Genomic DNA, 25,020 nt, shown 5'->3' on the forward strand with positions numbered 1-25,020 from the left:
CCCGGCACAGGCAGGCTGCACCGGGGTTCATGTCTTGAAACGGGGTGATTATCGGTCGCCGCCCCGCTCCTGGAAGTAGGAGAAGAATTCCGAATCCGGCGGGATGACGATCGGTGTTCCATCCACGATTGCCGTCTCATAGGCCTGCATCGACCGATAGAAGGCAAAGAACTCCGGATCCCGGCCATAGGCCTCGGCATAGATCGCGTTCCGGCGCGCATCACCCTCACCGCGGATGCGCTCGGCATCGGCCTGGGCCTGCGCTTCGATCACGACGGATTCCCGATCAGCCTCAGCGCGGATCTGACGGGATTGCTCCTCGCCTTCAGCGCGGATACCGCGGGCCTGCTGGCTCCGTTCGGAAATCATCCGGCGGAAGACCTGGCCTTGGATCTGCGGCGGCAGATCGGCGCGCAGGATACGCACATCGATCACCTCGACGCCCAGGTCCTGACTGGCGACCTGAAGCTCAACGGCGCTCTGGATGCGCACCATGAGTTCGGCACGCTGACCGGACACCACTTCGGATGACGGCAAAGAGGCGATCACACCGCGCAGACTGTCCTGCATGATCGGAGAGAGAAGACCTTCACCGCCCCGGATCGTGCGGGCCGTCTGGAAGAAACGCAGCGGATCTACGATACGATAGCGCAAGAACGCATCCACGATCAGGCGTTCCTGGTCCGATGCCAGGATTTCCGCCGGACGCATGTTGAATTCCATGTTCCGCTTGTCGAAACGGATCACCTGATCGACGAACGGGTATTTGAAATGCAGGCCCGGATTGTCGGCACCAGCCTCATTGACTTGGGAGATCGCTTCACCGAAACGCACGATCAGCACCTGTTCGCGCTCATCCACCGTGTAGACGGAGTTGAGACCAATAAAACCGGCGCCCACGATCAGGACGAGGAGAGGAAGAAGACGGTTCATCAATTGCCTCCCTGGGTGTTGCGGGCATTGCCCAGACGGTCCAGCGGCAGATACGGCACAGCGCCGCCCTGCTCGTCCAGAATGATCAGTTCGGAATCACGCAGCACGTTTTCCATCGTTTCCAGATACATACGGCGCCGGGTAACCTCGGGAGCCTGAACATATTCGTCATAGATCTGGGTAAAGCGGGCCGCATCACCTTCAGCCCGTGCGATCTGACTGTCACGATAGCCCTGGGCTTCCTCCAGCATGCGCGCCGCATTACCACGGGCTTCTGGAACGACCTGGTTCGCATAGGCCCGGGCGTCCAGAACGAAGCGTTCACGGTCCTGACGTGCGGAGTCGACATCGCGGAAGGCGACGACCACATCGCCCGCGGGCGGGTCAGCATAGGTCAGCTGGACATCCAGAATCTCAACACCGGCCTGGTATTCATCCAGGGTACGCTGAATGATCTCCTTGGCACTGGCGGCCACTTCGGTCCGGCCCGTCGTGATGATCGGCTGCAGATCCGTCGTACCGACGATTTCACGCATGGCACTTTCGGCCACGGCCTTCACGGCCACGGCAGGATCAAGCACGTTAAATTCGAAATTGCGCACACCGTTTTCCGGGTCACGCGAGTCCACACGCCACTGCACGGTGAAATCAATGTCCACGATGTTTTCATCGCGGGTCAGCATGAGGCTTTCCTCATCTGTACGACCGATTTCAACATTTCGCACTTCGGTGAACTGGTTCCGGATCACCGTTTCGATCGGAGCGGGGAATTTGAAATTCATCCCGGAATCGGTCGTGCGATCATACGCACCGAAGCGCATCACCACACCTTTTTCACCCGGCTGGATGAAATAGACAGCCTGACCGATAAACAACCAGACGATCAGGGCCGCAAGCGCCACCAGAAGCAGGCCAAACAGGCCCGGACCACCGGCATTGTCATTATCGCTGCCCTTGCCGCCGAACAGCCCACCGAACATGCGCTGAAGATCGCGCACGACATCGTCGAGATCCGGTCCCTCCGGCCCGCGACCTCCGCCGCCGCCATTGTTATTGGGGCGCTGCCCCCAGGGATTGTTCGGATTATTGTTTCCACCGCCGGAGCCCCAGGGACCTCCGCCGCCGCCAGAATTGTCATTCCATGGCATGAGTGTGCTCAAACCTCTCGCTAATCTTGACACATACATGAACGCATGCGGCCCGGCTTTCAAGCAGAACAGGGAGGGATGCACACACATCCAGTCCCGCATCATGGGTATGTTGTGTGGCCCGAACGCTATTTCAGCCGGTCGAGGGCGCGAAAAATGAAGTCATGATCATCGCGCTCTCCGGCCGGATAGGTTTCCTGCCCGATTTCCGACCACGCCGCTTCATCAAACTCGGGGAACCAGGCATCCCCGTCCGGTGCCGCATCCACCTCGGTCAGATAAAGCCGGTCGGCAAAAGGCATGGCCGCGGCATAGATCTGTGCGCCACCGATCACAAAGACCTCGTCCACGCGATCAAGATTGGCCTGTTCGAACGCTCGTGCCAGGGCCGATCCGAGATCGCCAACCACAACGGCGCCGTCGGCGGCCAGGCCGGTCTGGCGCGTGACCACAATATTCAGCCGGCCGGGAAGGGGCTTGCGGGGCAGGCCGTCCCAGGTCTTGCGCCCCATGATCACCGGCTTGCCCGACGTCACGGCCTTGAAGAGTTTGAGATCAGACGACAAATGCCAGGGCAGGCCACCGGCACTGCCAATCACGTTATTTCGGCCCCGGGCCACCATCAAAGACACACGCGGAACAATCGTCCGGGGCATCTCGCCCCCACCGATATCAGACCTAGGCATCATACCGTTTGCGTCTCCAGATAGCGCAGCCATTTCTCGCGCACGGCCTGGTCCAGATCGACCCCTTCATCGCGCGCCAGCAGCAAGAGCATGCCCAACACATCCGCCATCTCCCGTGCCAGCGCCTCGCGCGCAACCGTATCGGCGGGACGACGCGTCCGTCCACTGACCGTGAGATAGGCCTGTGTCAGTTCACCCACTTCTTCCTGCAATTTGAGCACATGCCAGTCGCCGGACCGGTCGATATCAAACCGCTCGGCATAGATATCGGAAACGGCGCCGATCCTGTCGGCCAGCTCCATCAGGTCAGACATGGGATTCTCCTAGACCGCGACAGGCGCAGTGATGCGCGGATGCGGGTCATAACCTTCGAGAACAATGTCTTCGTATTCAAAGGCGAACAGGTCCTGGGCCTCCGGATTGAGCTGCAGGCGCGGCAGGGCTCGCGGTGTCCGCGATAACTGCTCGCGCACCTGGTCCACATGATTGGAATAGATGTGGGCATCGCCAAAGGTGTGAATGTACTCACCCGGCTCCAGACCGCAGACCTGGGCCACCATACAGGTCAAAAGGGCGTAGGACGCGATGTTGAATGGTACGCCCAGGAACATGTCGGCCGAGCGCTGATACAGCTGGCAGGACAGCTTCCCGTTGGCGATATTGAATTGATAGAGCGTGTGGCAGGGCGGCAGGGCCATGTTGGGCACGTCCACCGGATTCCAGCCGGACACGATCAAGCGGCGTGACGCCGGATTGCTCCTGATCTGCTGAAGAATGTTGGACAGTTGATCGATTTCCGTCCCGTCGGGACCTTCCCAGCGGCGCCATTGCTTACCGTAAACCGGTCCGAGATCGCCATTCTCATCGGCCCACTCATCCCAGATACTCACCCCGCGCTCCTGCAGCCAGCGCACATTCGTTTCGCCGCGCAGGAACCACAACAGTTCAATGGCAATGGACTTGAAGTGCACTTTCTTGGTGGTCAGAAGCGGAAAGCCTTCCGACAGATCGCAACGCAATTGCCGGCCAAAGACCGCACGGGTGCCAACGCCCGTACGATCATCCTGATCCGCACCGGTTTCCAGAATGTCTTCGAGGAGTTCGAGATAGGCCCGCTCAACCTTTGATCCCGCAGACAGGTCGCGGCGCGACCGCGTCTCGTTGGACGCCTCGGTCATCTTGGAGCCTTCGGCCGCATTGGACGTCGATGTCAGGGGGGCGATATCCGCCATGAAAACTCTCCTCTCCTGCCGGCTCGGGTATTCAGGCAAGTATTGGGGCAGGTCGTGGGACTCTGAACGTTCAACACAAAATCTTAGCGCCGATTCGCTCGAGGCACGTCGGTGAAATCAGTTCCATCCACACAAATCTCCGCGCGCAATCGAGACTTCAAAAAGGTGAGCGAGACATTTTGGACTTGCGTTTGCATAGTCTGAGGCTAAGGTGCTCGCAAGAACATAACAAGAACATGTTTTGTGGGGGCCGATCTTGTGTGGCCCCAATTCAATGACGTTTTGATGACGCTTTTGCTGTCCGGATTTGCACGCGCGGACCGGGCCAAACCTTCAGGAGATATGAGAATGCTGGGATATGTCACTTTGGGGACCAATGATCTGGACCGGGCGGCCGCTTTTTATGACAAGCTGTGTGCCGAATTCGGCGTGAGCCGCATGATGGGCGACGAGAACTTCATCGCCTGGGGCAAGCCGGACGGCGGCGCCGGTATCGGCCTGACCAAACCCTTTGACGGCAACCCGGCAACGGTTGGCAATGGTGTCATGGCCGCATTCCAGGCCGACAGCCGCGAACAAGTAGACAAGGTCTACAAGCTGGCTGTGGAAGAGCTCGGTGGCCAGTGCGAGGGTCCGGCCGGCCCGCGCGGTGATGGCAGTTTCTACGCCGGCTATTTCCGCGACCCCGATGGCAACAAGCTCAATGTGTTCTTTATGGACTATTCGAGCGCGGGATAAGCCCCAGCACAGCGAGCGAACTGGGCGGGGATCTTTCACCCGCCCCTCGTATCGCTTATATTGAAGAGGCTGGTTCGCCAGCTATGGCGATAAACGCGCTCGTAATAACCGGATCGGACCCGGGGGCAGTACCCGGCGGCTCCACCAATACCTCTGTGTCGTGGCACAGCGTGCGGGGCCGAAACAGGATTGACGAACGGGTAAAGGGGTATGCTTTCGCTCGGGTGAGGCCCGTTACAGGCTCGTTTTTGAAAGTTGCCAACGACAACTTTGCTGAAGAGGTCGCTCTCGCTGCGTAAGCAGCGCGGGATATCTCGCCTAAAACTCCTGGGCTCTTAGCATGCTCAGGCGGGGCTCGGAGGCGCCTGGCAACAGAAGCCTCCACTTCTCTCCCCAACCCTTGCCGACACTCTCTTGGCCACATTTTTGTCCGCCTGATGCGTCTACAGGGTGCGATCCGCACCCTGCGCGCGACACTCTCTTTACGTCGATTGCAAACCGTCTGTCTGGGGTAGATGCCGAGTGTTTGGCGTGGATACGGTCTTTGACAGTGAACCGATGGCCGAACGACCATCGAACTGACCCAACTCCCGCGCGCGTCTGGTCGCAGGTCGATCCTGTTTCCAACGCCCGGTCAGTACACACGCCTGATCCGCCCGGAGCGCTGACCGTCCATGCATGACGACATCAAGAGCACGCCGTCATTGACGTCGTTCTATTCTTACCTTTCCCGTCGTTTGATCCGTTCGTTGCATGAGACCGGTCGACCTGAGACGAGAGCACGAATCGGAGCGCTCGAAACGCTTCGGAACTGGCGTACCCTCCCGCCCTCACATGTGCGTGAACATTCACTTCTGACTTACTTTACAACCGTTTATTGGCTGCACCCCGCACTTTCTGCCACTCAACACCACAAATCAACGCGCCTCACGTGTTTCACTTTGACATGCCCGAATTGAGCGTATAGAGCGGACAAGCAAGCTTATTTGGGGGACATCATGAAAAAGCTTTTCTTCATTGCTCTGGCATCTGCATTTGCCGTGACCGGTTGTACATCCACGACCAAAGTTGCCGCGCGCCAGCCGGGCGATCGTGACCTGACCTGTGCTGAACTCGTCACCGAATTCGACAACCTGGACGCCGTTCAGGAAGAAGCCGAGAACAATCAGGGCGTCAACACCGCCAATGTTGCGGCTGTCGTTTTCTTCTGGCCTGCCGCTGTCGGTAACTACATGGAAGCCGACCGCGCCATGGATCTGGTTGAAGAACGCCGCAACCACCTGACCGAGCTCTATGACAACAAAGGCTGCACCGGCCGCTAAGTCATCCGCTCATTCGGATTGGAAAGGCGCCTGAGGGCGCCTTTCTTTTTTCTCTCGCCCGCAACGGGCAATTCAATGTCTTACCTCGGCTATTTCTAAAAGCGTCGCATTGTTGCAACTGCATTAACGGCTCTTGCAGTTCGACTGAGCGAAGTCGTTTGACCTCCCTTGAGACGCGTTTACCTTGCCTCACGAAGGCATAGGGGGAATGGCCGATGGCAAAAGATCTGATGCGCTACGACATCATGGCGCAAGAAGCCTTGCGCGGCGTTGTTCGCGAGGCCCTGCTGGTCGCAGCGGGCGGCGAAGGCCTTCCTGGCAATCATCATTTTTACATTACCTTCCGCACCCGTGCGCCGGGGGTGGATATCGATGCCAGCCTGCTGGAAAAATATCCGGACGAAATGACGATCGTGCTGGAACACCAGTTCTGGGATCTCAATATCACGGATCGCGGCTTCGAAGTGACACTTCGCTTCTCCGGCGTGCCAAAATATCTCAGCCTGCCCTTTTCGGCGATCTCACGCTTCCACGACCCCAGCGTCGGTTTCCACCTGCAATTCGACCCGGATCCGGAAGCGGACAATGATGATATCGAGGCAGAGCTGGGCTCCGAGATCGATGATGACAACCCGGACGCCCCGGACACGCCTCCCAGCCGGCCCGCGCCCGGTGATGGCGGTGGCCAGGTTGTGAGTCTGGACAGTTTCCGCAAGAAATAGCCATCATCGTGTCGGACAAGCCGCCCTTGCCCGCCGATTTGCGCCCGGGTCGCCCCGAACGACTGTCCGCGAACGAGATTCGCGATGTCATGGACCAGTTGCGGACCCAGCCGCATGCGGCCAGCCTCTTGGGTTTCAAGGCCGTGGATTTCTCTATAGAGGACGCGTGGATCGAGGCCGAGTTTGACCCGGATCCACGCACGGCCAATATGCGCGGCGGTGTGCAGGGCGGAATGATCTGCGCAATGCTGGACGAGGTCATGTCCTTCGCCGTGGTCATTGGCGAGGGATTTACGGTCGGTGTGCCGACGCTGGAAATGAAAACCAGCTTCCTCGCCCCCCTGCCCCTGGGTGTCTGCCGGGGTCACGGTCAGGCCGTGCGTATCGGACGCAATATCGCCTTCATGGAAGGGACGATCTGGACGCCGGACGGGCAGATCGCCGCCAAGGCCACCTCGACCTGCCAGGTTCGCCGTCCTACATAGAGCCCGCCCCGACAGCGCGCGAGCCCCATGACCGAGATCTCCGATTTTTCCGGCAAGGCCAAAGCCCTTGCCCTGATTGCCCTGGCCCAGATCCTGGCCTTGTCGGTCTGGTTTGCAGGTGCAGCCGCACTGCCGGCCCTTCTCAATGCGGCCGAACTGGCCTCCTGGCACCAGGCCGCGCTGACCAGCGCCGTCCAGATCGGTTTTGTGATCGGCGCGATAACCAGTGCCCTCTATGGCCTGCCTGATCGTTTTGACCCGCGCCGTGTCTTTACACTCGGCAGTGTCATGGCCGCTCTTGCCAACCTGATCGCTCTGGTTTTGCCGCCCGACAGCCTGGCCCTGATCGCAACGCGAGCCCTGGCCGGGGCCAGCCTGGCCCTGGTCTATCCCGTCGGTATGAAACTGGCCGCGAGCTGGGCGCGAGGCGATGCCGGACTTCTTGTCGGACTTCTGGTTGGCGCCCTGACCCTGGGGTCTGCCCTGCCCTTCGCCTTTAATGCAGCCGGGCTGGGTCTGGGCTGGCAAACCCCTTTCCTGATTTCGGCCCTGGCCGCCCTGTCCGCCGGGATGCTCATCCTGTTGGCCAAGCCGGGACCCGGCCTCAAACCCGCTCCGCCCCTCGACCCCTCAGCCGCACTGATGGCGGTGCGCGATCCGGCGCTGCGCCTCGCCAATCTGGGTTATCTGGGCCATATGTGGGAGTTGTACGCCATGTGGGCGTGGATCGGTCCCTTCCTGCATGCCCACGGGGCGTTGCGCGGCTGGACCGGTACGCTGGCCGATCAGATCGCTTTCTCTGTAGTTGCCGTGGGCGCTCTCGCCTGTCTGGCGGTGGGGTGGCTGGCCGATCGATGGGGACGCACAGCCACCACCATCGCCGCGATGAGCATATCCGGACTGTGTGCCGTGTTGAGCGGTTTCGCGTTTGGTGCACCGGCCTGGATCCTGCTCCCCCTGTTATGGATCTGGGGCATGAGCGTGATTGCTGACAGTGCCCAATTCTCCGCCGCTATTGCCGAACTGGCCCCTCCCGAACGCACCGGTACGCTCCTCACACTTCAAACGGCCATGGGTTTCGCACTCACCGCCGTTTTGGTGCAGATCCTGCCGCTCTGGATTGGTTTTGCCGGATGGGTGTGGGGATTTGCGCCCCTGGCCATTGGCCCGGCGCTGGGTGTCTGGGCGATGGCCGCCCTGCGCGCCCGCCCCGAAGCCGGAAAACTGGCCTCGGGACGTCGCTGAGGGCTGAGTGTTGCGTGTTAGTCGTCCAGCCCGAACACATCGCGGAAGAACAGGGTTTCGGCCTCGCGCTGGAAATCACGATTGGATTTCTTGCGGAAACCATGTCCCTCATCATTGGCGAGCAGATACCAGGGATCGCCACCGGCCTCGCGCACGGCCGCCAGGATTTGTTCAGCCTCGCTGGCCGGAACACGCGGATCATTCAGACCCTGAATGATAAACAAGGGGGCCGTGATCTGTGCAGCCTGACGGGCCGGCGAGATCTCCTCGAAGAAGGCCGCAACATCCGGATCGCGTTCATCACCATACTCCGCCCGGCGCAGATCCCGGCGATAGCCCGCCGTGTTTTCCAGGAAGGTTCTGAAGTCCGAAATCCCGACAATGTTCACACCGCCCGCCAGACGGTCGGAATAATGCACCATCGAGGCCAGGACCATGTATCCGCCATAGGAGCCGCCAAACACAACGACACGCTCGCTGTCGAGGTCGGGCTGGGTTTCGATCCAGTCGAGCAGCGCGCCGATATCACGCACCGAATCCTCGCGTTGGAAGACATTGTCCATCATCACATATTCGCGGCCATACCCGCTCGATCCGCGGACATTGGGGGCGATCACAGCCGCGCCCAGCTCATTGAGCCAGTATTGATAGGTCGAAGAGAAGCCCGGGCGATATTGACCCTCAGGTCCCCCGTGAATGGAGATGATGACCGGGTGCGGCCCTTCAGCGTCCGGGCGATAGACAAAGGCCGGGACGTCGAGACCGTCAAAGCTCTCATAGCTGATCAGCTCGGGTTCCACGAAAGTCTCGGCATTGAGCCCGCCAACCTCGCTCATCGTCCAGCGGGTCAGAGCACCGCTCTCGCGTGTATAAATCCAGGCATCGCTGGGTGAGGTCGCCGCATTGAGGGTGAAGCCGATCCGCTCCCCCGCCGCATCCCAGCGCATACCGCCCACCAGGCCCACCGGCAGGTCGGGCGCCTCAAGGGCCTCTCCCGTCTCGACGTCCATGAGGTGCAGTTCGGAGACGCCGCCCGCATTGAGCACATAGGCCAGGGTCCGCCCGTCCGGGGACAGATCCATGCCCTGGACATCCCAGCCATGATCGGGGCTGACCGGTGTCATCTCGCCGGTCTCGACATCCATACGCACCACCCGCCGGAAATCGGCATTGGCGTCGGTCACCACAAGCAGGGTCTCACCGCTCGGCTCAAACTCATGGGCGGCATAGGCGATATCGAGATCCGGATTGAGTTCGTTCACCGCCCCGCTCGCCGCATCCACGATGAAGAGATCACTATGGGTGATCGAGTGATACCGGATCATGGCGAGTTTGGAGCCATCCTGCGCCCAATCCCCCGGGAAGACGGCCCCCTCACCCTCGACCAGAACACGCCGATTGGCAGGATTATCCGTATCCGCCACCAGAATATCCCAGTTCGGATCACCTTCGGTGGAGCGATACCAGGCCAATTGCTCGCCATCCTCTGACCAGCTGGCAGATCCGTTGCGCGATCCGGCCTCGGTCAACTGGCGCACCCGGCCTGTCTCGGTGTCAAATAGGAAGAGCTGGAAGTATTCATCACCGCCGACATCGCGGGAGAACAGGAATTCCCCGCTCCCGCCCGGACGCAGGCTCGCACCGCCCACGGGCTCATCATAAAAGGTCAGCTGCGAGCGTGACCCCAGCGGACTGTCGACCCGGTGGATCTGGCTGGTTTCCGCAAAACGGGTGGAAATTAAAATGCCGCCATCCGGCAAAAAGCCTTGGAACCCGGCACCGCGGACATTCTGATAGGTGCGCAAGCGCTCACGGACGTCGGCCGGGATTTCCGGGATGTTCTCCATCTCCAGATTTCCCACCACCACGCGCTCGACCTGGGCTGAGGCCAACCCGCCCAGTGTCAACGCACTGGCCGCAGCCAGAAGAAAAAATCGTGTCATGGCAATCTCCCCGTCATGATCCGGGAAGAAGGCTAAGTCGCGCAGGACGCGAAATCCAGAGGGTTACAGCGAATTCAGGTTAGCGATTAAAACCTCAATGTTGCAGTGGAATCAACTGGATGACACTGGGGATCTCCGCGTCGATCCGGAATGGGCGATGATCGTCACACGCGATATGAGGCGCCATCTCGTCGGCCATCAGGCGCGCCTGTGTATTGGCATCCTCCACCTCGCTGGCCACGACATAACCCACATGACAGGCCTCGGGATCGGCGCCGGGCCGCAGGCCGGTCACGATCAAGACAGACACGCCCTCCGGCTCGCCCGTGTCAAAGACTGTGGAGTAGTATCGGTGAATGGTCGCAAATGCGGTCCCGTCCGTGTCACGGCGCCACTCGATCACAGAATGGAAATGCCCGAAATTGCCCAGATATCCGCCATAGGGCAGGCGATCGGGCATGACGTCACCCTGGCTGAAACCGGCCCATTCGCCGTGATCATCCGCCTCGCGATAAACCGTCCATCCATCCAGCCCCTCACAGGCCAGCCCCACACGCGTTGCAATTCCTTCCTCGGACACAGAGAGCGTGCGACATGTCTCCTCATTGAGCGATGTATACGTGCTGTCCTGCGCATGTGCCGATACAGACAGGCCCAGGGTCGCGCCTGCGAGTATCACCGCCCGCATGATGTGATGTGTCGCGGTGTGGTGTGTCATGATGTCCCCCCATGTCCGTTGCGCAAAGCCTAGCGCAATCTCCGGCAACAGGAAGAGCGAATCGACGGATCAAGGCGCCAGGCCTACGCCTCTTCGAGCAGGTCCTGCTCCGGACGAACCAGCGGACGGGCGGTGACACTGACACGGGCGCGCTCGCCGATCTGTTTGGTCACGAGCAGTTTTTCCACCTGGCTGTCATCATGGAAGACCACCCCGGTGAGCGCATCCAGCACGGCCTTGGCAACATTATCGACATCATGGACGGGGCTGCGCTCGGTCCGCTCGATCACGATCACGACTTCATAGGGACCATATTTGGGCCGGGCACGCTTGAATTCGAGGCGAAAGAATTCGCCAATAAGCGTTTTGAAACGCCGCGACTGCGTCGTCAGCGCATCCACGCGCAAGCTCAGCTCGTCACCCGACATGGCGGCTTGAACCTTCCCTTTTCCGATCCAGGTGTGCGCCTGCCCCCGTCGGCGATGCGCATCTCTTGCTTGATCCGTCATGGGTGTTTGATACACGTCCGAATCATATACGGCCATATATGAGCCGACCGACCTCCAGCTGCAAGGAGCCTCCCCTCATGAGCGAGATGCGCACAGAAACCGATAGTTTTGGTCCCCTCGAAGTCCCGGCGGACAAGCTGTTCGGTGCCCAGACGGCCCGGTCCCTGATCAATTTCCCGATCGGTACCGAGACCATGCCCCTGCCGCTGGTGCGTGCCCTGGGCATCGTCAAACGCTCGGCAGCCCTGGCCAACAAGCGCCTGGACAATCTGGAACCGGAGCTGGCCGACGCCATCGCCCAGGCCGCCCTGGAAGTCGCCGAAGGCAAGCTGGACGAGCATTTCCCGCTATCCGTCTGGCAGACCGGATCCGGCACCCAATCCAACATGAACACCAATGAAGTGGTGTCCAACCGCGCCATCCAGATCCTGGGCGGCACGGTCGGCTCCAAGGATCCGGTCCACCCCAATGATCATGTGAACCGGTCCCAGAGCTCGAACGATACCTTCCCGACCGCCATGCATATCGCAGCGGCTGAAGAGATCTCCCATCGTCTCCTGCCGGCGCTGCAGACCCTGCATAATGCGCTCAATGACAAACAGCAGGAATTCAAGGACATCATCAAGATCGGCCGCACCCACCTGCAAGATGCCACACCGTTGACACTGGGCCAGGAATTCTCCGGCTATGTGGCCATGGTGAAAAACGGAATTCGCCGCGTTGAGGCGACCCTTCCGGCCCTGCTGGAACTGGCCATGGGCGGAACGGCTGTGGGCACCGGCCTCAACACCAAGCCGGGCTATGCCGAAGCCTTCGCCGAGGAGGTCGCCAGCCTGACCCAGCTTGGCTTCATCACCGCGCCAAACAAGTTCGAAGCCCTGGCCACCAAGGACGCGCTGGTTGAAGCCCATGGCGCGCTCAACTCGGTCGCCGTGTCGCTCTTCAAGATCGCCAATGATATCCGGCTTCTGGGCTCTGGTCCGCGCTCGGGCCTGGGCGAGATTGCCCTGCCGGAGAACGAGCCGGGCTCATCCATCATGCCGGGCAAGGTCAATCCGACCCAGTGCGAAGCCATGACCATGGTCTGCACCCAAGTGATGGGCAATAACACGACCGTCTCCATGGCTGGCAGCCAGGGCCATTTCGAACTCAACGTGTTCAAGCCCGTGATCATCTTCAACGTGCTGCAATCCGTGCGCATTCTCGCAGACGCAGCGAACACCTTCACCGAGAAATGCGTGATTGGCATCAAGGCACGCGAGGACAATATCCAGGCGTTGATGGAACGCTCGCTGATGCTGGTCACGGCGCTCAACTCTACCATTGGCTATGACAATGCGACCATTGTCGCCAAGACGGCGCACAAGAACGGCACCACCCTGCGTGAGGAAGCCGTCAAGCTGGGCTTTGTCACCGAGGAACAGTTCGACGCCATTGTGCGTCCGGAACAGATGATCGGCCCGAAAGCGTAGGCTGGCGTCCTACACCCGCCCGGTACACACCCCCCTCGAGAGCGACCGCTTTTATAAAATCGCTCTCGGGGGCGGGCATCATCGTCACCGGCGGAATTCTCACGTCGTGACGATTTGACCCAACATTGTCGTCACCGGGACAGGGATAGTCTTGCCCTGAACAAACGAACAGAGCCGGGTGCCTCGCATCCAGCCCTGCCGTTGGATCGGGTTGAACGACCCACTAGTATCTGTAGGTCAGGAACACCCAGCTCTTTTGACGATCCGCTGCGGCGCCATTGGCCTCCACGCCGTCAAAGTCAGCAAACTGGAATGACAAGCCGGTCCTGTCCGTCAGTCCGAGGTTCAGGAAAAGATCGAGCTCTTCCCCAAATTCCAGCCCTGTTCTCTCAAAGTCAAAGGTCCAGGCGGTGAACCCCACCGCGACAGACTGCAAGAAGCTTTGTGACGTCCTGTGGCGATACCCGCCACCGACATACCGGACCGACAATCCATCTGCGGGGCCCATGGCGCCGCCGCCGTGTGTCGCATCGGCCCAGCCCGCGACGCCATGATTGGCCGCGAGCGGATTGGCAACAGAGCGCTGCCCATCTCCCTCGATCTCTTCCAATCCGACGCGGGCGGACCAGCCATGGCGAGCGATGCCGAGCTCTGCCCCCCAATAACCCAGATCAAACGCATCCGACGCAGACCCATAATCCGTTTGGTGCGCGAACATGGCTTGGTAAGACCAGGTCCACTCCCCTTGTTCAAACCGACCATTGGCTCTCACGCCCCATGTGGCATTGGACCGGTGTCGGGGAGCAAGCGGGTCGGTCAAGTCGATGAGATAAGCAAAGCCGGCCACGGTATGATCCGGATTCCATTGATAGGCGAGATGAGCCAGATGGGTATCCGTGTCCCAGTCAAACTCTTCACCCGGACCTCGATTGACCTGCCAGTGATACACATACCGTCCTGTCAGCGCTCCGGACTGCCATCGCATCTCCAACGCATCATGCGTCGTCTTGTCCTGGCGCCATCCGGGCGATCCGACGAACCGATTATTGTCGAATGACAGATTTTGTCGGCCCGCCGTCACCCGCCAAGAGGGTTGCGGGGTCCAGGTGAGCTGGAAGCGCTGAAGTTCGGTATTGTCATCATCTTTGATGGTCGCGAATTGTGACTGACCATTTAGTCCAGAGTTTCGCTCACCAACGCCAAAGTCACGCACATCCTCGATTTCTCCGAGAAACTGCACACCGGACCAAAGCGGCAACGTAACACGCGCACGCGTTCTCAAGGTGAGCGCCTCGGCATCCTGTTTGCCGGTCTGTTCAACCGCTTCAAAACGTAGACGGACATCCAGACCAAAATCCCAGTCGTCATCCGCATATCCCGGAGCGTTCAAGGCTGAACCCGCGAAAACAGCCAAAACCAATACATTCATTTTCATAACACGCACCTTTCAAGCCGCCCGAATGGATTCGCGAAATGCGTCGAATTCAGCCTTCCAGGCATTCTGTCTTTTGGTCATTTCTTCAGCGGCCTCCAGGACCGAGCGAGACGTGCCTGCCGTTTCGCCCGTGAAATTGGCCACTTGCTCGACCCCCTCGGCGGCCTTGCCAGTCCCTTCCTGGGCCCGCTGAGCAGAGTTTGCGATTTCTGCTGTTGCCGCACGCTGCTCCTCAATCGCGGAGGCCGAAGCAACGGCAAGTTCTCCGAGCTCGGTCACAGCCCGCATTGCTCGGGCTATGGATTCGTTCGACGAATTCGACGCCGCCTGAATGCCGCTGATCCGGTCAGTAATTTGCTGAGTGGCACCCGTGGTCTGTTCTGCTAGCGCTTTGACTTCCGATGCGACCACCGCAAAACCCTTGCCGGCCTCTCCCGCTCGAGCGGCCTCGATGGTTGCGTTGAGGGCGAGAAGATTGGTCTGCTCGGCAATGGTCTCGATCAGATCGAGGATCGCTCCAATATCACGAGCCGAAGTCGCCAATTCCTGGATCACAGACGAACTCGCTCGCGTTTCATCACTGGCCACAGTCGACAACTGACTGGTTCTGGAAATCTGGCCTGCAACCTCACTGATCGAGGCAGACAATTCCTCCGATGCCGCGGCCACTGCCTGGACGCTTTCCGCTGCATTTTGTGTCGCTGTGTTGACGGATTGGGACTGTTGCGCCGCTTGCTCGGACGAGGAGGACATCTGCGACGCAGAAGCAGACAATTGTTCGGTCGCGGTCATGACACTGGTGAGGAGCTCGGTCGAGGCCGATTCAAACCGATCGAGGGCTGCCTCACGACGTTCGGCACGCTCCAGCTTGTTCCGTTCTTCAGCCGCTTCACGCTCCAGCATAACATCCGCTTCACGCAATGCGATTTGCAGAGTATCGAGAGCCCGGGCGAGATCGCCAAACTCGTCGGAACGATCCGTGTTTTTGACCTCGATATCGCGACGCCCCGCGGCCAGCCCGCCCAGGTCATCCTGAACGGAACGAACCGAATCGAGCAGAACCCGGCCAACAATGCTTGTAATGATCAGGAGAAGTGCCGCGGCAACAAGAATAGCGGAGATGGCCACCCAAAACACGAGTGTTTCCAGAGCATCCTGGCGGGCTTGAGCTGCCGCGAGGTCCGCAGTCGCACCATCACGCACCACTTCGATTGCCGTGTCCATGGCGTCATCGTACACAGCAAGTTCGTCAAAAAACTGGTTCCGCCCGTTTGCATCAAAACGAACACCCTGACTGATCGTTTCGCGCAACAATTCATCAAGAGCGACATAATCAGCGCGCACCCTTACCAGCGCGGACACATAGTCGGGATGCTCAACCACTGCTTCCGTGTCCGACAACGCGGTACCGAAATCGACGATATTGCCTTCGACCGCCTCGATGCGTTCCGCATTCACCGCACCGACCATCAAGTAGGTATCCCGAAGAAGTGAGGTCAGATCCTTTTCAAGAGCGCTCGCCGAGACGAGGACATTGGTTGCTGTTCGTCCCTCTTGATTGGCCTGCGCCATTCTTTGCCCGGCAACCCAGTCCACGGCCATATTGACCACAAGCACGGTCAGGCAGGCTGCAGTCAGGCTTTGCAACAACCTGCGTAAAGACAGGCGATGGAGAGAGGACAACGACATGGCGGAACCTTTGTTCGATTATGCAACAGCCACCACATCTAGACTTGCAAAGTTACCGGAATCTGGACCGCGATTCATATAATATTTGCCATACAGACACTGACCTATACTTGGCTGAGCTCCCCGCCATCGCCCATGGCTCGACCTCCAGCCGTTCCCCGCTTGTCGACGGGTCGATGGTCATGCAAACTTGAGAGATGACCTCCAAACCGATCAATCTGCGCCAGTTCCGCAAACGCAAACAGCGTGAAGACAAGGACAAACAGGCCGAAGCCAATCGGGTGGAGCATGGCACCCCCAAAGCGGTTCGCGAACTCAGCGCAGCGCGTAGGGCACATGAATTGACAAAGGTCGAGGCTCATAAACGCACACCACCATCGCAGAACAGGTCCGGTCTTAAACCTGACGCCCCGGATTCCGACGACGCGTGACCCAGATCATACTCGACGTGAAGCTGCTTATGCGCACAATACACCCCGGTAAGCACACGTCCGGGGAGGGACTTCATGGGTTTGGGCATTGCACTGGAGGTCGCGATCGGCCTCGTCTTCTTGTATCTGGTCTTGAGCCTGTTCGTGACGGCCCTCGTGGAGGGGATTGCAGGGGGGCTTTACCAATTGCGACAGCGCACGCTGCGCGACGGACTGCGCACTCTGCTGACACCGAGAGCGTCAGGCGGTGAGTCACACTGGCGGGCCTTTCGTGAGACCACACCCTTCCGCTTCTTGACGGCGGCTTCGACCGGGCAGGAGATCATCCCTGAACCGGACGAAACGGATCCCGACCAAACAGAACCCAGCGTCCCGCGACGGTTGGGATTTGTGTCACGTATCGGTCCATCCTCAATCGCGCCCCGGGCCTTCGCGCTGTCGGTTCTTGAATGGGCAAATCGCCATCACGAATCCCCGGCTTCCGCCACAGCCACGGACTCCGCCAGTTCAGCAGATCAGGCTGCCAGCCAAACCCTCAACAATCTTCGGAACATCAAGACAGACACGGTTCTGGGCGCCATGATCCGTCAGGAAATGGCCACGCTGAGTACCCGGACGGCGGATGGATTGAACGAGGCCATCGACAAAATCGAAGACATTTATGACCGCGCCATCGTCCGCATCCAGGGTGAATACCAGCGACTCATCCGGGTCTGGACTCTGGGCATGGGTTTCGCTCTCGCAGTTATTCTCAATGCAAACACAATCGACATTGCCCAAAGCCTGTGGGCCGACAAGACCTTGCGCGAAGGCTTGCTGGTCCAGGCCCAGGCTTTCGCCGAGGCCGATTCGGAGTATTTGTCCGACCGTCCGATTGATGCACAATCCGTGGATCGTGCCATGGAGCGTATGGAGAGGTTTTCAGACGAGCTCGGCACATTTCCTCTTACCGGTTTGGGCGGTATCGCGTCGCAATGGTGTGGCGGCAGAGTCCCGGATCCAAGCGGACATGATTACGTGCGCCCGGGTGTTTTCATGACACTCTTCTGCGATGAAACCGCGGAAGAGCCGCACGACAGCCGCTCCATCTGGTGGATCATCCTGCGGCAGATTATCGGACTGAGCCTCACTGGAATTGCGCTCTCCCTGGGTGCGCCCTTCTGGTTCGACCTGCTCCGCAAGATCATGAATCTGAGAAGCGGCGGCCCCTCTGACCCTCTTGCGTCCGAGGAGGTCGAGGTCTCCTCCCGCACGGGATCAAGCCCGGCTCCAGCTCAACCGCGTCCGGAGACAACGGTCAGAGTAGTCGTGGATACACCCAACGCCACATAATCACCCGACCGAGAAGGCCAGTAATCTTGATATTGCCGTTTGGCTCAGGCCGCTTTCATCGCGCCAGCGGGTGAAGGCGGCCTGCACGGCCGTGCGGGCCTTTTTGGATGTCGGCGCCTTGTCGATCACGCCTTCGCGGATCAGCGCGGCCGTGACATCGCGTGACAGGATAAAAGCATCCCAGCCAGCAAAACGCAGGAAATACTGCCCGGTCATGGCCCCCAGGCGCGAGCCCCGACGATTAAGCTCATCCATCAAACCGATCTGGTCTTCCACCGGCCAATTCGCCAGATAGGCCCCAAAACCGCCATGCTCCTGCGCGGCATCGGCGACAAAACCTGCATTGGCGACGGTCGCCATGATTTTCTGGCCGTTGCGGACAATACGGGTATCGCTGGCCAGTCTCGAGACATCGTCATCGGAATAGAAGCTGATCGGCACCGGGTCGAACCCGTCGAAGGCCGCTTCAAACCCCTCCCACTTGGCCTCAATGACTTTCCAGTTGAAGCCGGACTGAAACAGACATTTCGTCATGAGCGCCAGATAGCGATCATCACTCACCGCCCGCAAGTCTTCCGCAGAACGAGCATGAGCATGCTCGGCCAGACGGGCGTCCAGATCCCCATGGTGCTGGCGCGCCATGGCCTCGATTTGCGCGATCGATGTCATGCTCAATCCTCCAGACACCTTACGAACATATCGGGAACACAGCTCAACTCAAGCCCATTCCGTCATTCCCCGGATGCCGGGGTACATAGACCAGGCTCGCCGCAAACTCGCAGGCGATGAGGCCGAGCCTGACAGGCCCGGCCCGCACCCTGCCACTACACGGCAAACATGATGGCAAAGGGCAGTCAGGCCGCGACCGCGATCTTTGCCTCAACCCGCAGCCGGCTCAGGTGACCGTCCCAGCCCACATCGTGGTCGCACAATGATTTGAATGGATCGGCAGCAGCCTTCGCGAAACCATCGTGGACCAGGCGAAGGTGCGTGCCTTGTGCAAACTCGGTGAGTGTCCACTCGACACGTGTCATTCGACCTTCCAGCCAGGTGTGGGTAAAGGAATAGACCAGCCTGTGAGGTCGATCGGCTTCAAGAACCTCCCCCCAGCATTGGGCTTCCGGATCACGATCTGAGTTCAACAGCCCGTAAGACTGCCCGGCCTCCAGATCGGATTGAGCCGGTTGGAACCAAAGCGCCAACAAATCAGCCTGGGTGAGAAAGTCCCAGACCCGTTCAGGACTCGCCTCGAGAAAAATTGTCTTTTCAATCTGATCCACCACGCGTCTCCTTTTCTACAACGTGTTTGAGTTCAGCCAGCTGCACGTCCCAGAAGACGTCGAACAGGCGAAGCCAGTCGGCAACCAGCCGCAAAGGTTGGGGATTCAGCGAATTGATGCGCTCACGTCCCTTCACCGTGACGGAAACAAGTCCCCCATCGCTCAAGACTTTCAGGTGTTTCGCAACTGCTGGACGGGTCATGTCGAACTCGCTGGCCAATGCGCCAACAGTTTGTGGACCGGCTGCCAGCCGGGTCAGAATCGTCCGTCGAGTCCGGTCGGCCAACGCCTTGAACACAACATCCTGCATGATCACCTCACATGAAACCTTTCGGTTTCATTTATATGAAACCCATTGGTTTTATGTCAAGCGAAACATTGTGCACTGCCAAGCAGAGGCATAAAAAGGAAGGGTCATCCAGCCAGAGACCGCCATGCCGCTTGTCAAACGCTCCCTTTCCCTGTCGGGCCATCGCACCAGTGTGTCACTGGAAGCGGAATTCTGGACAGAGATCGACCGGATCGCGGCCCTGCGGGACCAGTCCCTGGCTGGGCTGGTCGGCGAGATCGATGCGGCCCGGGGCGAAAACGGCCTGGCCTCTGCGCTGCGCGTGTTTGTGGTCCGCGAACTAGTAAGCCAACGCACACCCCTGTGAGAGCGATCCGGACACCACAAGCTTGACGCCCACCGTCGTATCACGCGACACAAGATCGGGGCGTACGGTGGGTCTATGAGGGGCTAAATTGGTTATTCGACTGATCCGACATGCTTTTGCCGACGGGCGCGGGCCGGCGCTCTGGCTGTTGGGATTGCTGGCCGGCATACTCGCGGGCTATGCGACGTTGGGGCTTCGCATCATCATCAGCCAGGTCGAAACGCTGGCCTTCGGCGTCACCGAAGAGGAACTCGCCACGGCAGCTGGACAATTGCCAGCCTGGCTCCTCGTCCTGATCCCACTAACAACCGGCGCTCTGGTCGCCCTTTTGCTGTGGCTGGGCCAGCGGCTGAACCTGACCCCGGAATCCCGCGTCCTGGGAGTGGGCGACCTGCTTGAAGCCCGGGCGGTCAAGAACGGTCTCATGCCCATCGCACCCGGCCTCTATTCGGCCCTGGTGTCGGCTATCTCACTCGGCGGCGGCGCCAGTGCGGGCCGGGAAGGCCCGGCTGTCCATCTGGGCGGCACGATCGCAGCCCTCCTGTCCCGACTCACTCGATTGCCACCTCGCGGTTCGCGCATTCTGCTCGCCTGCGGTGCTGCGGCAGCTGTTTCAGCCAGTTTCAACGCCCCTGTGGCCGGAGCGCTCTTCGCGTTTGAAGTGGTGCTGGGACACTACGCCTTGCGGTCCATCGCACCGGTCGCTGTGGCCAGCGTGGTTGGCGCCGTGATCGTGCGGCACTATTTCGGACAGGATCCGGTATTTGGTGTGCCCGACATGCTGGGCGCTCATTTATGGGATTTCCCTGCCGCCGCGGCGCTGGGACTGGCTGCAGCCGGCCTGGCCATTGCGCTCGACCGGGGTCTCCTGACGGTCCCGGGACTGGTTCAGTCTCATGCCGAACGTTGGCGTATACCGCTCTGGATTTTACCTTTACCCGGTGGCTTATTGATCGGCCTTCTCGCCCTGATTGCTCCTGAAATCCTGGGCGTGGGGTATGAGGCCACATCCAATGCGCTCAATGCAGAATATGGATTTGGCTTTCTCATCGGGCTCATCGCGCTGAAACTCCTCGCCACCATCCTTACCATCGGCTTCCGTTTCTCCGGCGGTGTCTTCTCTCCCTCGCTCTATCTGGGGGCCATGCTGGGATCGGCCTTCGGTCTGGTCTGGGCCATGATGGTCGGAGACCAGACGGCCGGACCGGCCTTTTTCGCCCTGATTGGAATGGGTGCCGTCGCTGGCGCTGTGCTGGGTGCCCCGCTATCCACCACTCTGATCGTATTTGAACTGACCCAGAGCTACGAGGCCGCCGTGGCTGTATTGGTTGCCGTCTCCCTCGCCACCGTCGCGACACAATCGGTCATTGGCGGATCCCTGTTTCAAAAACAGGTCCAGCGCAAAGGATATGACCTGGCCGGCGGATCCTCTCGGCTCATCCTCCAGATGGTGCGTGTACGCTCCTTCATGATGCCACTTGATGACTGGAGCCAGGACGAAATGCCCGAAACAGCCTGTGTCTTCGAAGATGACACGCTGGGCCGGGCGCTCGGCGTTCTGGATGCCGAAGAGCTGGAAGGCGCTCCGGTGCGCAGGCGGCACGGAGACCAGGCGGTGATTGGCTGGGTGACCAAGGCTGATGCTCATGCAGCTTACGCAAAAGCACTCAAGGACGCTCACGAAGAAGAACATCACTAGAGTGACAGTCCAGATTGAGTTTGGTTATTCCTCTGGAAAGGTTGTTGCTTTTATTGTGATTCACATGGCTATGGGTGAGGCATATCCGAACGCGACCAATCAGACCCCGTCACCGGTATTCGGCGAGGGCGTTCTGTCTGCGTCTGCTTTGGACGCGGCCAATATCAATCCAACCACAGGCCTGGCGACGGACTATCTCAATCACTTCAACGAAGTGATCATGCTGATGGAAATGCTACCGGACATGCCGGACTGTGTGGAAGATGTTCTTGATTGGGCCCCGCTGGATTATGCAGGGCATTTCCAGAATTCCGGTTTCAAGGACCGCGACCTCGCCATCCTGGCCTATGAACACGCCCCTCGGGAGGTCAAAGCACATTTTGACACCGTCGTCCTGCAGCTCGACACCGAAGTCCAGGACGTACAGGAGGCGCTGAGACGTTCATCCGACGCAGACCAGTTGCATCAGGCTGCCCATGCCGCGACCCATCAGATCAAACCTTTGATTTCGGCGGCGTCCGGCGCCATTCACGGCACGACGGATCACGAGCCGGAATACGAGGACGAGGGCGTCCAGGCCGATATTGACGCGCTCTTCGACTGATCCCGTATCAATCTGTGCGAGCGTGATGCCGCACACGGCGTGTGACGTGCAAATCCGCTTAGGTAAGGCGCAGGCTCATTCCGAGCCCCGTACCGGACCTCGCGGAGTGTGTCGTGATCGACGCAAGAGATTTTTGCCAGAAACCAACAGCCCTGTCCCGGACGCCTCAACCCGGCCCGGCACTGGAAATCCTGCGCAATATTCGGAGCCAGGTGCAGTTTCTACGCGTCGAGGCCTGCCGGGGCGGACCGCATACACTGATGTCGATCAATGAGCTGGCGCTTGAGTTTGAAGCCTATTTCCAAACGATCGCCGACACGGTGACGACACCAGATGATCTGTCCGACTATATCATGGATCTCCAGGCTGACTTTATGGACGAGTTTGTGCGCCATGCCGAAGACTGCCGGGCCGCAAATGGCGAGCTGAGCGAACATTTCCTGCGCTTCCTGGAAGCCGCGCCTCTGCGTCCCCTGCCCCGCCGATAAGGCGCGATCGCGCTCACACCTCCGCTTCATAAGATATGACAGGCTGGCCCCGTGGCGGCTCATGGGTGCTGACATGTCATTAAGATTCACCTGCCAGATATATCCCTTAATTTATGGAGGGATTTATGCCGATCATGGAATGGGATGACACGCTGGATGTCGGTGTTCAGGCAATGAACGATGAGCACAAACGCATTCTGGATTTGATGAATCAGATCAATGATGCCCATGAAGATGGCCTTACAGGTGGTCTGGTTATTGCGCTCGTCAATCAGCTTGGCCAGGTCACCCTCGATCATTTCCGTGACGAGGAAGCCTATATGGCGCGGACCGGATATGCCGGGCTGGCCTCCCATGCGCTGATCCACAAAGACCTGCTCGCCAAATACACCGCCTATGCCGACGATACCCGGCGCAATGACGGTCGACTGCCGGAAAAATTCCTGATGTTTCTCAAACTCTGGCTGACGGCCCATATCCGCGGAATCGATATGAAGTACGGCCCAAAGGGCGAGGCCTTGCGACAGGCTGGCTAGAAAGCGGATTGAAGCGCAAGGTTCGGCATGACGCTCACGGTACACAATCCAACCGCAACACAGCCAATGAATATCGCGGATGTCCGGGCCTTCGCAATCATGCCCGTCACGATCATCACGAACAAACCGCCCGCATTGGACACGAGCCCCGTCGCGACGATACCCCAGGGCATTTCGCCCCGCTCGGCCATCACGATCCCCCAGGCATAGGCCACCAAAAGGGCAAGGACGGCAGTACCATACAGGCGATACATCGCTGGCGATGAGGACGTCTGCCCCAACAGCCTGTCCAGACGCGCCCGTGGCAGGACCAGCATGGGCAGCACGAACAGCACAAACGATCCTGCGATTTTTCCGAGAAGTAGAAGAGAGAAATAGGTCATGGTGCCCTCACGCCCCAAGCTGAAACCGTTTTTTGAACTCAGCCAGAAATAAGATAGCTGATACCGAATGTCAAACTCAGATCCGCTTTCCCACGCTCGAACACGCGCCCCGATAGCCCTTGATGATTGCGGCATGGCCCTCGCCACCGATCTCATTGGCGATCGCTGGACGCTTCTTATCTTGCGAGAGGCGCTCTACGGCGTCGTGAGATATGACGACATGCGCGCCGACCTCGGAGCACCCCGCTCGATGCTCACGGACCGCCTGTCCAAGCTTGTCGACACAGGGCTGATGACACGACAGCCTTATCAGGAACCCGGCTCCCGAACACGCCAGGCTTACGTGCTGACCCCGTCAGGCAAGGCCCTTGCACTCCCGCTTCTCGCCTTGATGGAGTGGAGCGACGAGCACGTCCGCACGTCACCGAGAACGGTGGAGATGATCGATACCGAGACAGGCCAACCCGTCTCCATCAGACCCGTTACATCACAGGGCGAGGTTATCCCGCTGACCCGTGTCACGCTCAAACCCGTCCGTTCCACCTGAGTTTGGCCAGGTCACCCTCGATCATTTCCGTGACGAGGATGCCTATAGGGCTCGGACAGGTTATGCCGCCCTGGTACCCCACGTGCTGAGCCAGAAAGACCGGCTCGCCGCATTCTGTGCCTATTCCAACGACACCTGGCGCAAAGACGGTGGGCTGCCGGAAAAATTCTTGATGAGTATCAAACCCTGGCTGACGGCCAATACTCGCGAAATCGACATGACGTACGGGCCGAAGAGCGCTCGAAAGCCGGATGCCCTTCTGAGGCCGGGGTAACTCAACTTACCCAATAAAGACGATCCACAATGCACCCAAGATACCAACGGCGAAAGTCAGCCATGACCAGAACTCCACCGGGAAAATGTAGAACATCTCTTCATCGACACGATCATCAATCTGGATCGCTATTTTAAGGGCAATCCAATTTGACAAAGATGCTGAAAACAACTGGATCGCGAAGTAAATCGCCTCTTGCACCCTTGAAAAATAGTAGGTGGATCGATCGAGTACGTTTTCATAAATGAATGATGGCAAAAAATATCCACCAACCAGCGCCGCAAAGCACACGTAAGCGAGTAGCCGTGGTACTCCATCCGGGTTGAATCTAAGCATGTCTCACCTGTCCCCGCGTCATCCCCCGAACTCACACAGAAACGCAACAAAACGCTTAGCGTCGAGAGCTGGCCCACCTCATAGCAATCTTTAGTGACATCTTTTTGATATACACCCAAAACTTGAGGCACTTCCGGAGGAGTGCGAACAAAGCTTGAACAATTTCAGTCAGACCTC

General features: G+C 59.3%; 30 protein-coding genes and 1 other RNA gene. 16 read left to right on the forward strand and 15 right to left on the reverse strand.

The genetic code is table 11. The features are described 5' to 3' along the window. Nucleotides 1-48 precede the first annotated feature (48 nt). From hflC to RMQ97_RS10375, 5 genes are all read right to left on the reverse strand, one after another. Nucleotides 49-933, reverse strand: a complete 885-nt coding sequence (gene hflC / locus RMQ97_RS10355) for a protease modulator HflC (protein ID WP_413660804.1) — start codon at nt 931-933, stop codon at nt 49-51. Continuing rightward, nucleotides 933-2,081 carry an FtsH protease activity modulator HflK gene (gene hflK, locus RMQ97_RS10360; RefSeq protein ID WP_413660805.1) on the reverse strand — a complete coding sequence of 383 codons (1,149 nt, stop codon included), beginning with the start codon at nt 2,079-2,081 and terminating at the stop codon, nt 933-935. The genes hflC and hflK overlap by 1 nt, the downstream gene beginning before the upstream one ends. Nucleotides 2,082-2,209: 128 nt before the next feature. After that, nucleotides 2,210-2,767: a dihydrofolate reductase gene (locus tag RMQ97_RS10365; RefSeq protein ID WP_413660921.1), complete on the reverse strand. Its 558-nt coding sequence runs from the start codon at nt 2,765-2,767 to the stop codon at nt 2,210-2,212. Beyond that, complete coding sequence (locus RMQ97_RS10370; protein ID WP_413660806.1) at nt 2,767-3,081, reverse strand: phosphoribosyl-ATP pyrophosphohydrolase; 315 nt, start codon at nt 3,079-3,081, stop codon at nt 2,767-2,769. The genes RMQ97_RS10365 and RMQ97_RS10370 overlap by 1 nt, the downstream gene beginning before the upstream one ends. Before the next feature lie 9 nt (nt 3,082-3,090). Beyond that, nucleotides 3,091-3,945: a thymidylate synthase gene (locus RMQ97_RS10375; RefSeq protein ID WP_413660922.1), complete on the reverse strand. Its 855-nt coding sequence runs from the start codon at nt 3,943-3,945 to the stop codon at nt 3,091-3,093. Nucleotides 3,946-4,347: 402 nt separating this feature from the next. Here RMQ97_RS10375 and RMQ97_RS10380 point away from each other — a divergent pair, with 402 nt between their 5' ends. From RMQ97_RS10380 to RMQ97_RS10405, 6 genes are all read left to right on the forward strand, one after another. Next, nucleotides 4,348-4,737 carry a VOC family protein gene (locus RMQ97_RS10380; protein ID WP_413660923.1) on the forward strand — a complete coding sequence of 130 codons (390 nt, stop codon included), beginning with the start codon at nt 4,348-4,350 and terminating at the stop codon, nt 4,735-4,737. A 29-nt stretch (nt 4,738-4,766) separates the two neighbouring features. Further along, nucleotides 4,767-5,123: a transfer-messenger RNA gene (gene ssrA / locus RMQ97_RS10385) on the forward strand. A gap of 612 nt (nt 5,124-5,735) precedes the next feature. After that, a complete protein-coding gene (locus tag RMQ97_RS10390) occupies nt 5,736-6,059 on the forward strand; it encodes a hypothetical protein (protein WP_413660807.1) in 324 nt (107 codons plus the stop codon). 215 nt (nt 6,060-6,274) lie between these two features. Then, nucleotides 6,275-6,781 carry an SspB family protein gene (locus RMQ97_RS10395; protein ID WP_413660808.1) on the forward strand — a complete coding sequence of 169 codons (507 nt, stop codon included), beginning with the start codon at nt 6,275-6,277 and terminating at the stop codon, nt 6,779-6,781. An 8-nt stretch (nt 6,782-6,789) separates the two neighbouring features. After that, nucleotides 6,790-7,266 carry a PaaI family thioesterase gene (locus RMQ97_RS10400; protein ID WP_413660809.1) on the forward strand — a complete coding sequence of 159 codons (477 nt, stop codon included), beginning with the start codon at nt 6,790-6,792 and terminating at the stop codon, nt 7,264-7,266. Nucleotides 7,267-7,293: 27 nt separating this feature from the next. Continuing rightward, nucleotides 7,294-8,511 (forward strand): MFS transporter, encoded by a 1,218-nt coding sequence (locus tag RMQ97_RS10405; RefSeq protein WP_413660810.1) that lies wholly within the window; start codon nt 7,294-7,296, stop codon nt 8,509-8,511. Between the two features lie 17 nt (nt 8,512-8,528). Here RMQ97_RS10405 and RMQ97_RS10410 read toward each other — a convergent pair whose 3' ends face one another. The 3 genes from RMQ97_RS10410 to RMQ97_RS10420 form a co-directional block, all read right to left on the reverse strand. Beyond that, nucleotides 8,529-10,454, reverse strand: a complete 1,926-nt coding sequence (locus tag RMQ97_RS10410) for an alpha/beta fold hydrolase (protein WP_413660811.1) — start codon at nt 10,452-10,454, stop codon at nt 8,529-8,531. Between the two features lie 94 nt (nt 10,455-10,548). Beyond that, nucleotides 10,549-11,172: a hypothetical protein gene (locus RMQ97_RS10415; protein WP_413660812.1), complete on the reverse strand. Its 624-nt coding sequence runs from the start codon at nt 11,170-11,172 to the stop codon at nt 10,549-10,551. 83 nt (nt 11,173-11,255) lie between these two features. Beyond that, entirely contained in the window at nt 11,256-11,681 is a 426-nt protein-coding gene (locus tag RMQ97_RS10420) for a RusA family crossover junction endodeoxyribonuclease (RefSeq protein ID WP_413660813.1), read from the reverse strand. 77 nt (nt 11,682-11,758) lie between these two features. Here RMQ97_RS10420 and fumC point away from each other — a divergent pair, with 77 nt between their 5' ends. After that, on the forward strand, nt 11,759-13,153 hold the full coding sequence (fumC, locus tag RMQ97_RS10425) for a class II fumarate hydratase (protein WP_413660814.1): 1,395 nt from the start codon (nt 11,759-11,761) through the stop codon (nt 13,151-13,153). A gap of 223 nt (nt 13,154-13,376) precedes the next feature. Here the strand turns inward: fumC and RMQ97_RS10430 are convergent, their stop codons facing one another. Both RMQ97_RS10430 and RMQ97_RS10435 read right to left on the reverse strand, forming a co-directional pair. Further along, the gene (locus tag RMQ97_RS10430; RefSeq protein ID WP_413660815.1) at nt 13,377-14,588 is read right to left on the reverse strand and encodes an alginate export family protein; all 1,212 of its coding nucleotides are present in this window, start codon (nt 14,586-14,588) and stop codon (nt 13,377-13,379) included. A gap of 12 nt (nt 14,589-14,600) precedes the next feature. Continuing rightward, nucleotides 14,601-16,277 (reverse strand): methyl-accepting chemotaxis protein, encoded by a 1,677-nt coding sequence (locus RMQ97_RS10435; RefSeq protein ID WP_413660816.1) that lies wholly within the window; start codon nt 16,275-16,277, stop codon nt 14,601-14,603. 197 nt (nt 16,278-16,474) lie between these two features. Here RMQ97_RS10435 and RMQ97_RS10440 point away from each other — a divergent pair, with 197 nt between their 5' ends. Together RMQ97_RS10440 and RMQ97_RS10445 are read left to right on the forward strand one after the other, a co-directional pair. Next, nucleotides 16,475-16,708: a DUF4169 family protein gene (locus RMQ97_RS10440; protein WP_413660817.1), complete on the forward strand. Its 234-nt coding sequence runs from the start codon at nt 16,475-16,477 to the stop codon at nt 16,706-16,708. A 75-nt stretch (nt 16,709-16,783) separates the two neighbouring features. Further along, nucleotides 16,784-18,040 carry a hypothetical protein gene (locus RMQ97_RS10445; protein WP_413660818.1) on the forward strand — a complete coding sequence of 419 codons (1,257 nt, stop codon included), beginning with the start codon at nt 16,784-16,786 and terminating at the stop codon, nt 18,038-18,040. Here the strand turns inward: RMQ97_RS10445 and RMQ97_RS10450 are convergent, their stop codons facing one another. The 3 genes from RMQ97_RS10450 to RMQ97_RS10460 form a co-directional block, all read right to left on the reverse strand. After that, nucleotides 18,041-18,709 carry a DNA-3-methyladenine glycosylase I gene (locus RMQ97_RS10450; RefSeq protein ID WP_413660819.1) on the reverse strand — a complete coding sequence of 223 codons (669 nt, stop codon included), beginning with the start codon at nt 18,707-18,709 and terminating at the stop codon, nt 18,041-18,043. 185 nt (nt 18,710-18,894) lie between these two features. Further along, a complete protein-coding gene (locus RMQ97_RS10455) occupies nt 18,895-19,320 on the reverse strand; it encodes an SRPBCC family protein (RefSeq protein WP_413660820.1) in 426 nt (141 codons plus the stop codon). Next, nucleotides 19,307-19,630 (reverse strand): ArsR/SmtB family transcription factor, encoded by a 324-nt coding sequence (locus RMQ97_RS10460; RefSeq protein WP_413660821.1) that lies wholly within the window; start codon nt 19,628-19,630, stop codon nt 19,307-19,309. The genes RMQ97_RS10455 and RMQ97_RS10460 overlap by 14 nt, the downstream gene beginning before the upstream one ends. Before the next feature lie 124 nt (nt 19,631-19,754). Between RMQ97_RS10460 and RMQ97_RS10465 the strand changes: the two genes are divergently transcribed. The 5 genes from RMQ97_RS10465 to RMQ97_RS10485 all read left to right on the forward strand — a co-directional run bounded on the left by RMQ97_RS10465 (nt 19,755) and on the right by RMQ97_RS10485 (nt 23,303). Next, nucleotides 19,755-19,976, forward strand: coding sequence for a ribbon-helix-helix domain-containing protein (locus RMQ97_RS10465; protein ID WP_413660822.1), 222 nt, complete (start codon nt 19,755-19,757; stop codon nt 19,974-19,976). 88 nt (nt 19,977-20,064) lie between these two features. Further along, entirely contained in the window at nt 20,065-21,675 is a 1,611-nt protein-coding gene (locus RMQ97_RS10470; RefSeq protein WP_413660823.1) for a chloride channel protein, read from the forward strand. A 64-nt stretch (nt 21,676-21,739) separates the two neighbouring features. Further along, nucleotides 21,740-22,279, forward strand: coding sequence for a hypothetical protein (locus tag RMQ97_RS10475; protein ID WP_413660824.1), 540 nt, complete (start codon nt 21,740-21,742; stop codon nt 22,277-22,279). Nucleotides 22,280-22,392: 113 nt separating this feature from the next. Further along, a complete protein-coding gene (locus RMQ97_RS10480; protein WP_413660825.1) occupies nt 22,393-22,767 on the forward strand; it encodes a hypothetical protein in 375 nt (124 codons plus the stop codon). A gap of 125 nt (nt 22,768-22,892) precedes the next feature. After that, the gene (locus tag RMQ97_RS10485; protein ID WP_413660826.1) at nt 22,893-23,303 is read left to right on the forward strand and encodes a bacteriohemerythrin; all 411 of its coding nucleotides are present in this window, start codon (nt 22,893-22,895) and stop codon (nt 23,301-23,303) included. On the opposite strand, the gene RMQ97_RS10490 is transcribed toward RMQ97_RS10485, so the two are convergent. Next, nucleotides 23,300-23,686, reverse strand: a complete 387-nt coding sequence (locus RMQ97_RS10490) for a hypothetical protein (protein ID WP_413660827.1) — start codon at nt 23,684-23,686, stop codon at nt 23,300-23,302. The two genes, RMQ97_RS10485 and RMQ97_RS10490, sit on opposite strands and share 4 nt — an antisense overlap. Before the next feature lie 67 nt (nt 23,687-23,753). Here RMQ97_RS10490 and RMQ97_RS10495 point away from each other — a divergent pair, with 67 nt between their 5' ends. Continuing rightward, a complete protein-coding gene (locus tag RMQ97_RS10495; RefSeq protein ID WP_413660828.1) occupies nt 23,754-24,233 on the forward strand; it encodes a winged helix-turn-helix transcriptional regulator in 480 nt (159 codons plus the stop codon). After that, on the forward strand, nt 24,202-24,507 hold the full coding sequence (locus tag RMQ97_RS10500; protein WP_413660829.1) for a hypothetical protein: 306 nt from the start codon (nt 24,202-24,204) through the stop codon (nt 24,505-24,507). Before RMQ97_RS10495 ends, RMQ97_RS10500 begins: the two co-directional genes overlap by 32 nt. Nucleotides 24,508-24,513: 6 nt before the next feature. Here RMQ97_RS10500 and RMQ97_RS10505 read toward each other — a convergent pair whose 3' ends face one another. Further along, complete coding sequence (locus RMQ97_RS10505; protein ID WP_413660830.1) at nt 24,514-24,843, reverse strand: hypothetical protein; 330 nt, start codon at nt 24,841-24,843, stop codon at nt 24,514-24,516. Nucleotides 24,844-25,020: the final 177 nt, after the last annotated feature.

Source organism: Maricaulis sp. D1M11, assembly GCF_047308265.1.
Classification (GTDB): domain Bacteria; phylum Pseudomonadota; class Alphaproteobacteria; order Caulobacterales; family Maricaulaceae; genus Maricaulis.

Coding starts and splice junctions, on each gene's coding strand:
- RMQ97_RS10495 (WP_413660828.1), top strand. CDS start 23,754: ATGTCAAACTCAGATCCGCTTTCCCACGCTCGAACACGCGCCCCGATA.
- hflK (WP_413660805.1), bottom strand. CDS start 2,081: ATGCCATGGAATGACAATTCTGGCGGCGGCGGAGGTCCCTGGGGCTCC.
- RMQ97_RS10435 (WP_413660816.1), bottom strand. CDS start 16,277: ATGTCGTTGTCCTCTCTCCATCGCCTGTCTTTACGCAGGTTGTTGCAA.
- RMQ97_RS10365 (WP_413660921.1), bottom strand. CDS start 2,767: ATGCCTAGGTCTGATATCGGTGGGGGCGAGATGCCCCGGACGATTGTT.
- RMQ97_RS10475 (WP_413660824.1), top strand. CDS start 21,740: ATGGCTATGGGTGAGGCATATCCGAACGCGACCAATCAGACCCCGTCA.
- RMQ97_RS10370 (WP_413660806.1), bottom strand. CDS start 3,081: ATGTCTGACCTGATGGAGCTGGCCGACAGGATCGGCGCCGTTTCCGAT.
- RMQ97_RS10380 (WP_413660923.1), top strand. CDS start 4,348: ATGCTGGGATATGTCACTTTGGGGACCAATGATCTGGACCGGGCGGCC.
- RMQ97_RS10485 (WP_413660826.1), top strand. CDS start 22,893: ATGCCGATCATGGAATGGGATGACACGCTGGATGTCGGTGTTCAGGCA.
- RMQ97_RS10410 (WP_413660811.1), bottom strand. CDS start 10,454: ATGACACGATTTTTTCTTCTGGCTGCGGCCAGTGCGTTGACACTGGGC.
- RMQ97_RS10405 (WP_413660810.1), top strand. CDS start 7,294: ATGACCGAGATCTCCGATTTTTCCGGCAAGGCCAAAGCCCTTGCCCTG.
- RMQ97_RS10445 (WP_413660818.1), top strand. CDS start 16,784: ATGGGTTTGGGCATTGCACTGGAGGTCGCGATCGGCCTCGTCTTCTTG.
- RMQ97_RS10430 (WP_413660815.1), bottom strand. CDS start 14,588: ATGAAAATGAATGTATTGGTTTTGGCTGTTTTCGCGGGTTCAGCCTTG.
- RMQ97_RS10505 (WP_413660830.1), bottom strand. CDS start 24,843: ATGCTTAGATTCAACCCGGATGGAGTACCACGGCTACTCGCTTACGTG.
- hflC (WP_413660804.1), bottom strand. CDS start 933: ATGAACCGTCTTCTTCCTCTCCTCGTCCTGATCGTGGGCGCCGGTTTT.
- RMQ97_RS10390 (WP_413660807.1), top strand. CDS start 5,736: ATGAAAAAGCTTTTCTTCATTGCTCTGGCATCTGCATTTGCCGTGACC.
- RMQ97_RS10375 (WP_413660922.1), bottom strand. CDS start 3,945: ATGACCGAGGCGTCCAACGAGACGCGGTCGCGCCGCGACCTGTCTGCG.
- RMQ97_RS10395 (WP_413660808.1), top strand. CDS start 6,275: ATGGCAAAAGATCTGATGCGCTACGACATCATGGCGCAAGAAGCCTTG.
- RMQ97_RS10450 (WP_413660819.1), bottom strand. CDS start 18,709: ATGACATCGATCGCGCAAATCGAGGCCATGGCGCGCCAGCACCATGGG.
- RMQ97_RS10490 (WP_413660827.1), bottom strand. CDS start 23,686: ATGACCTATTTCTCTCTTCTACTTCTCGGAAAAATCGCAGGATCGTTT.
- RMQ97_RS10415 (WP_413660812.1), bottom strand. CDS start 11,172: ATGACACACCACACCGCGACACATCACATCATGCGGGCGGTGATACTC.
- RMQ97_RS10420 (WP_413660813.1), bottom strand. CDS start 11,681: ATGACGGATCAAGCAAGAGATGCGCATCGCCGACGGGGGCAGGCGCAC.
- RMQ97_RS10440 (WP_413660817.1), top strand. CDS start 16,475: ATGACCTCCAAACCGATCAATCTGCGCCAGTTCCGCAAACGCAAACAG.
- RMQ97_RS10460 (WP_413660821.1), bottom strand. CDS start 19,630: ATGCAGGATGTTGTGTTCAAGGCGTTGGCCGACCGGACTCGACGGACG.
- RMQ97_RS10465 (WP_413660822.1), top strand. CDS start 19,755: ATGCCGCTTGTCAAACGCTCCCTTTCCCTGTCGGGCCATCGCACCAGT.
- fumC (WP_413660814.1), top strand. CDS start 11,759: ATGAGCGAGATGCGCACAGAAACCGATAGTTTTGGTCCCCTCGAAGTC.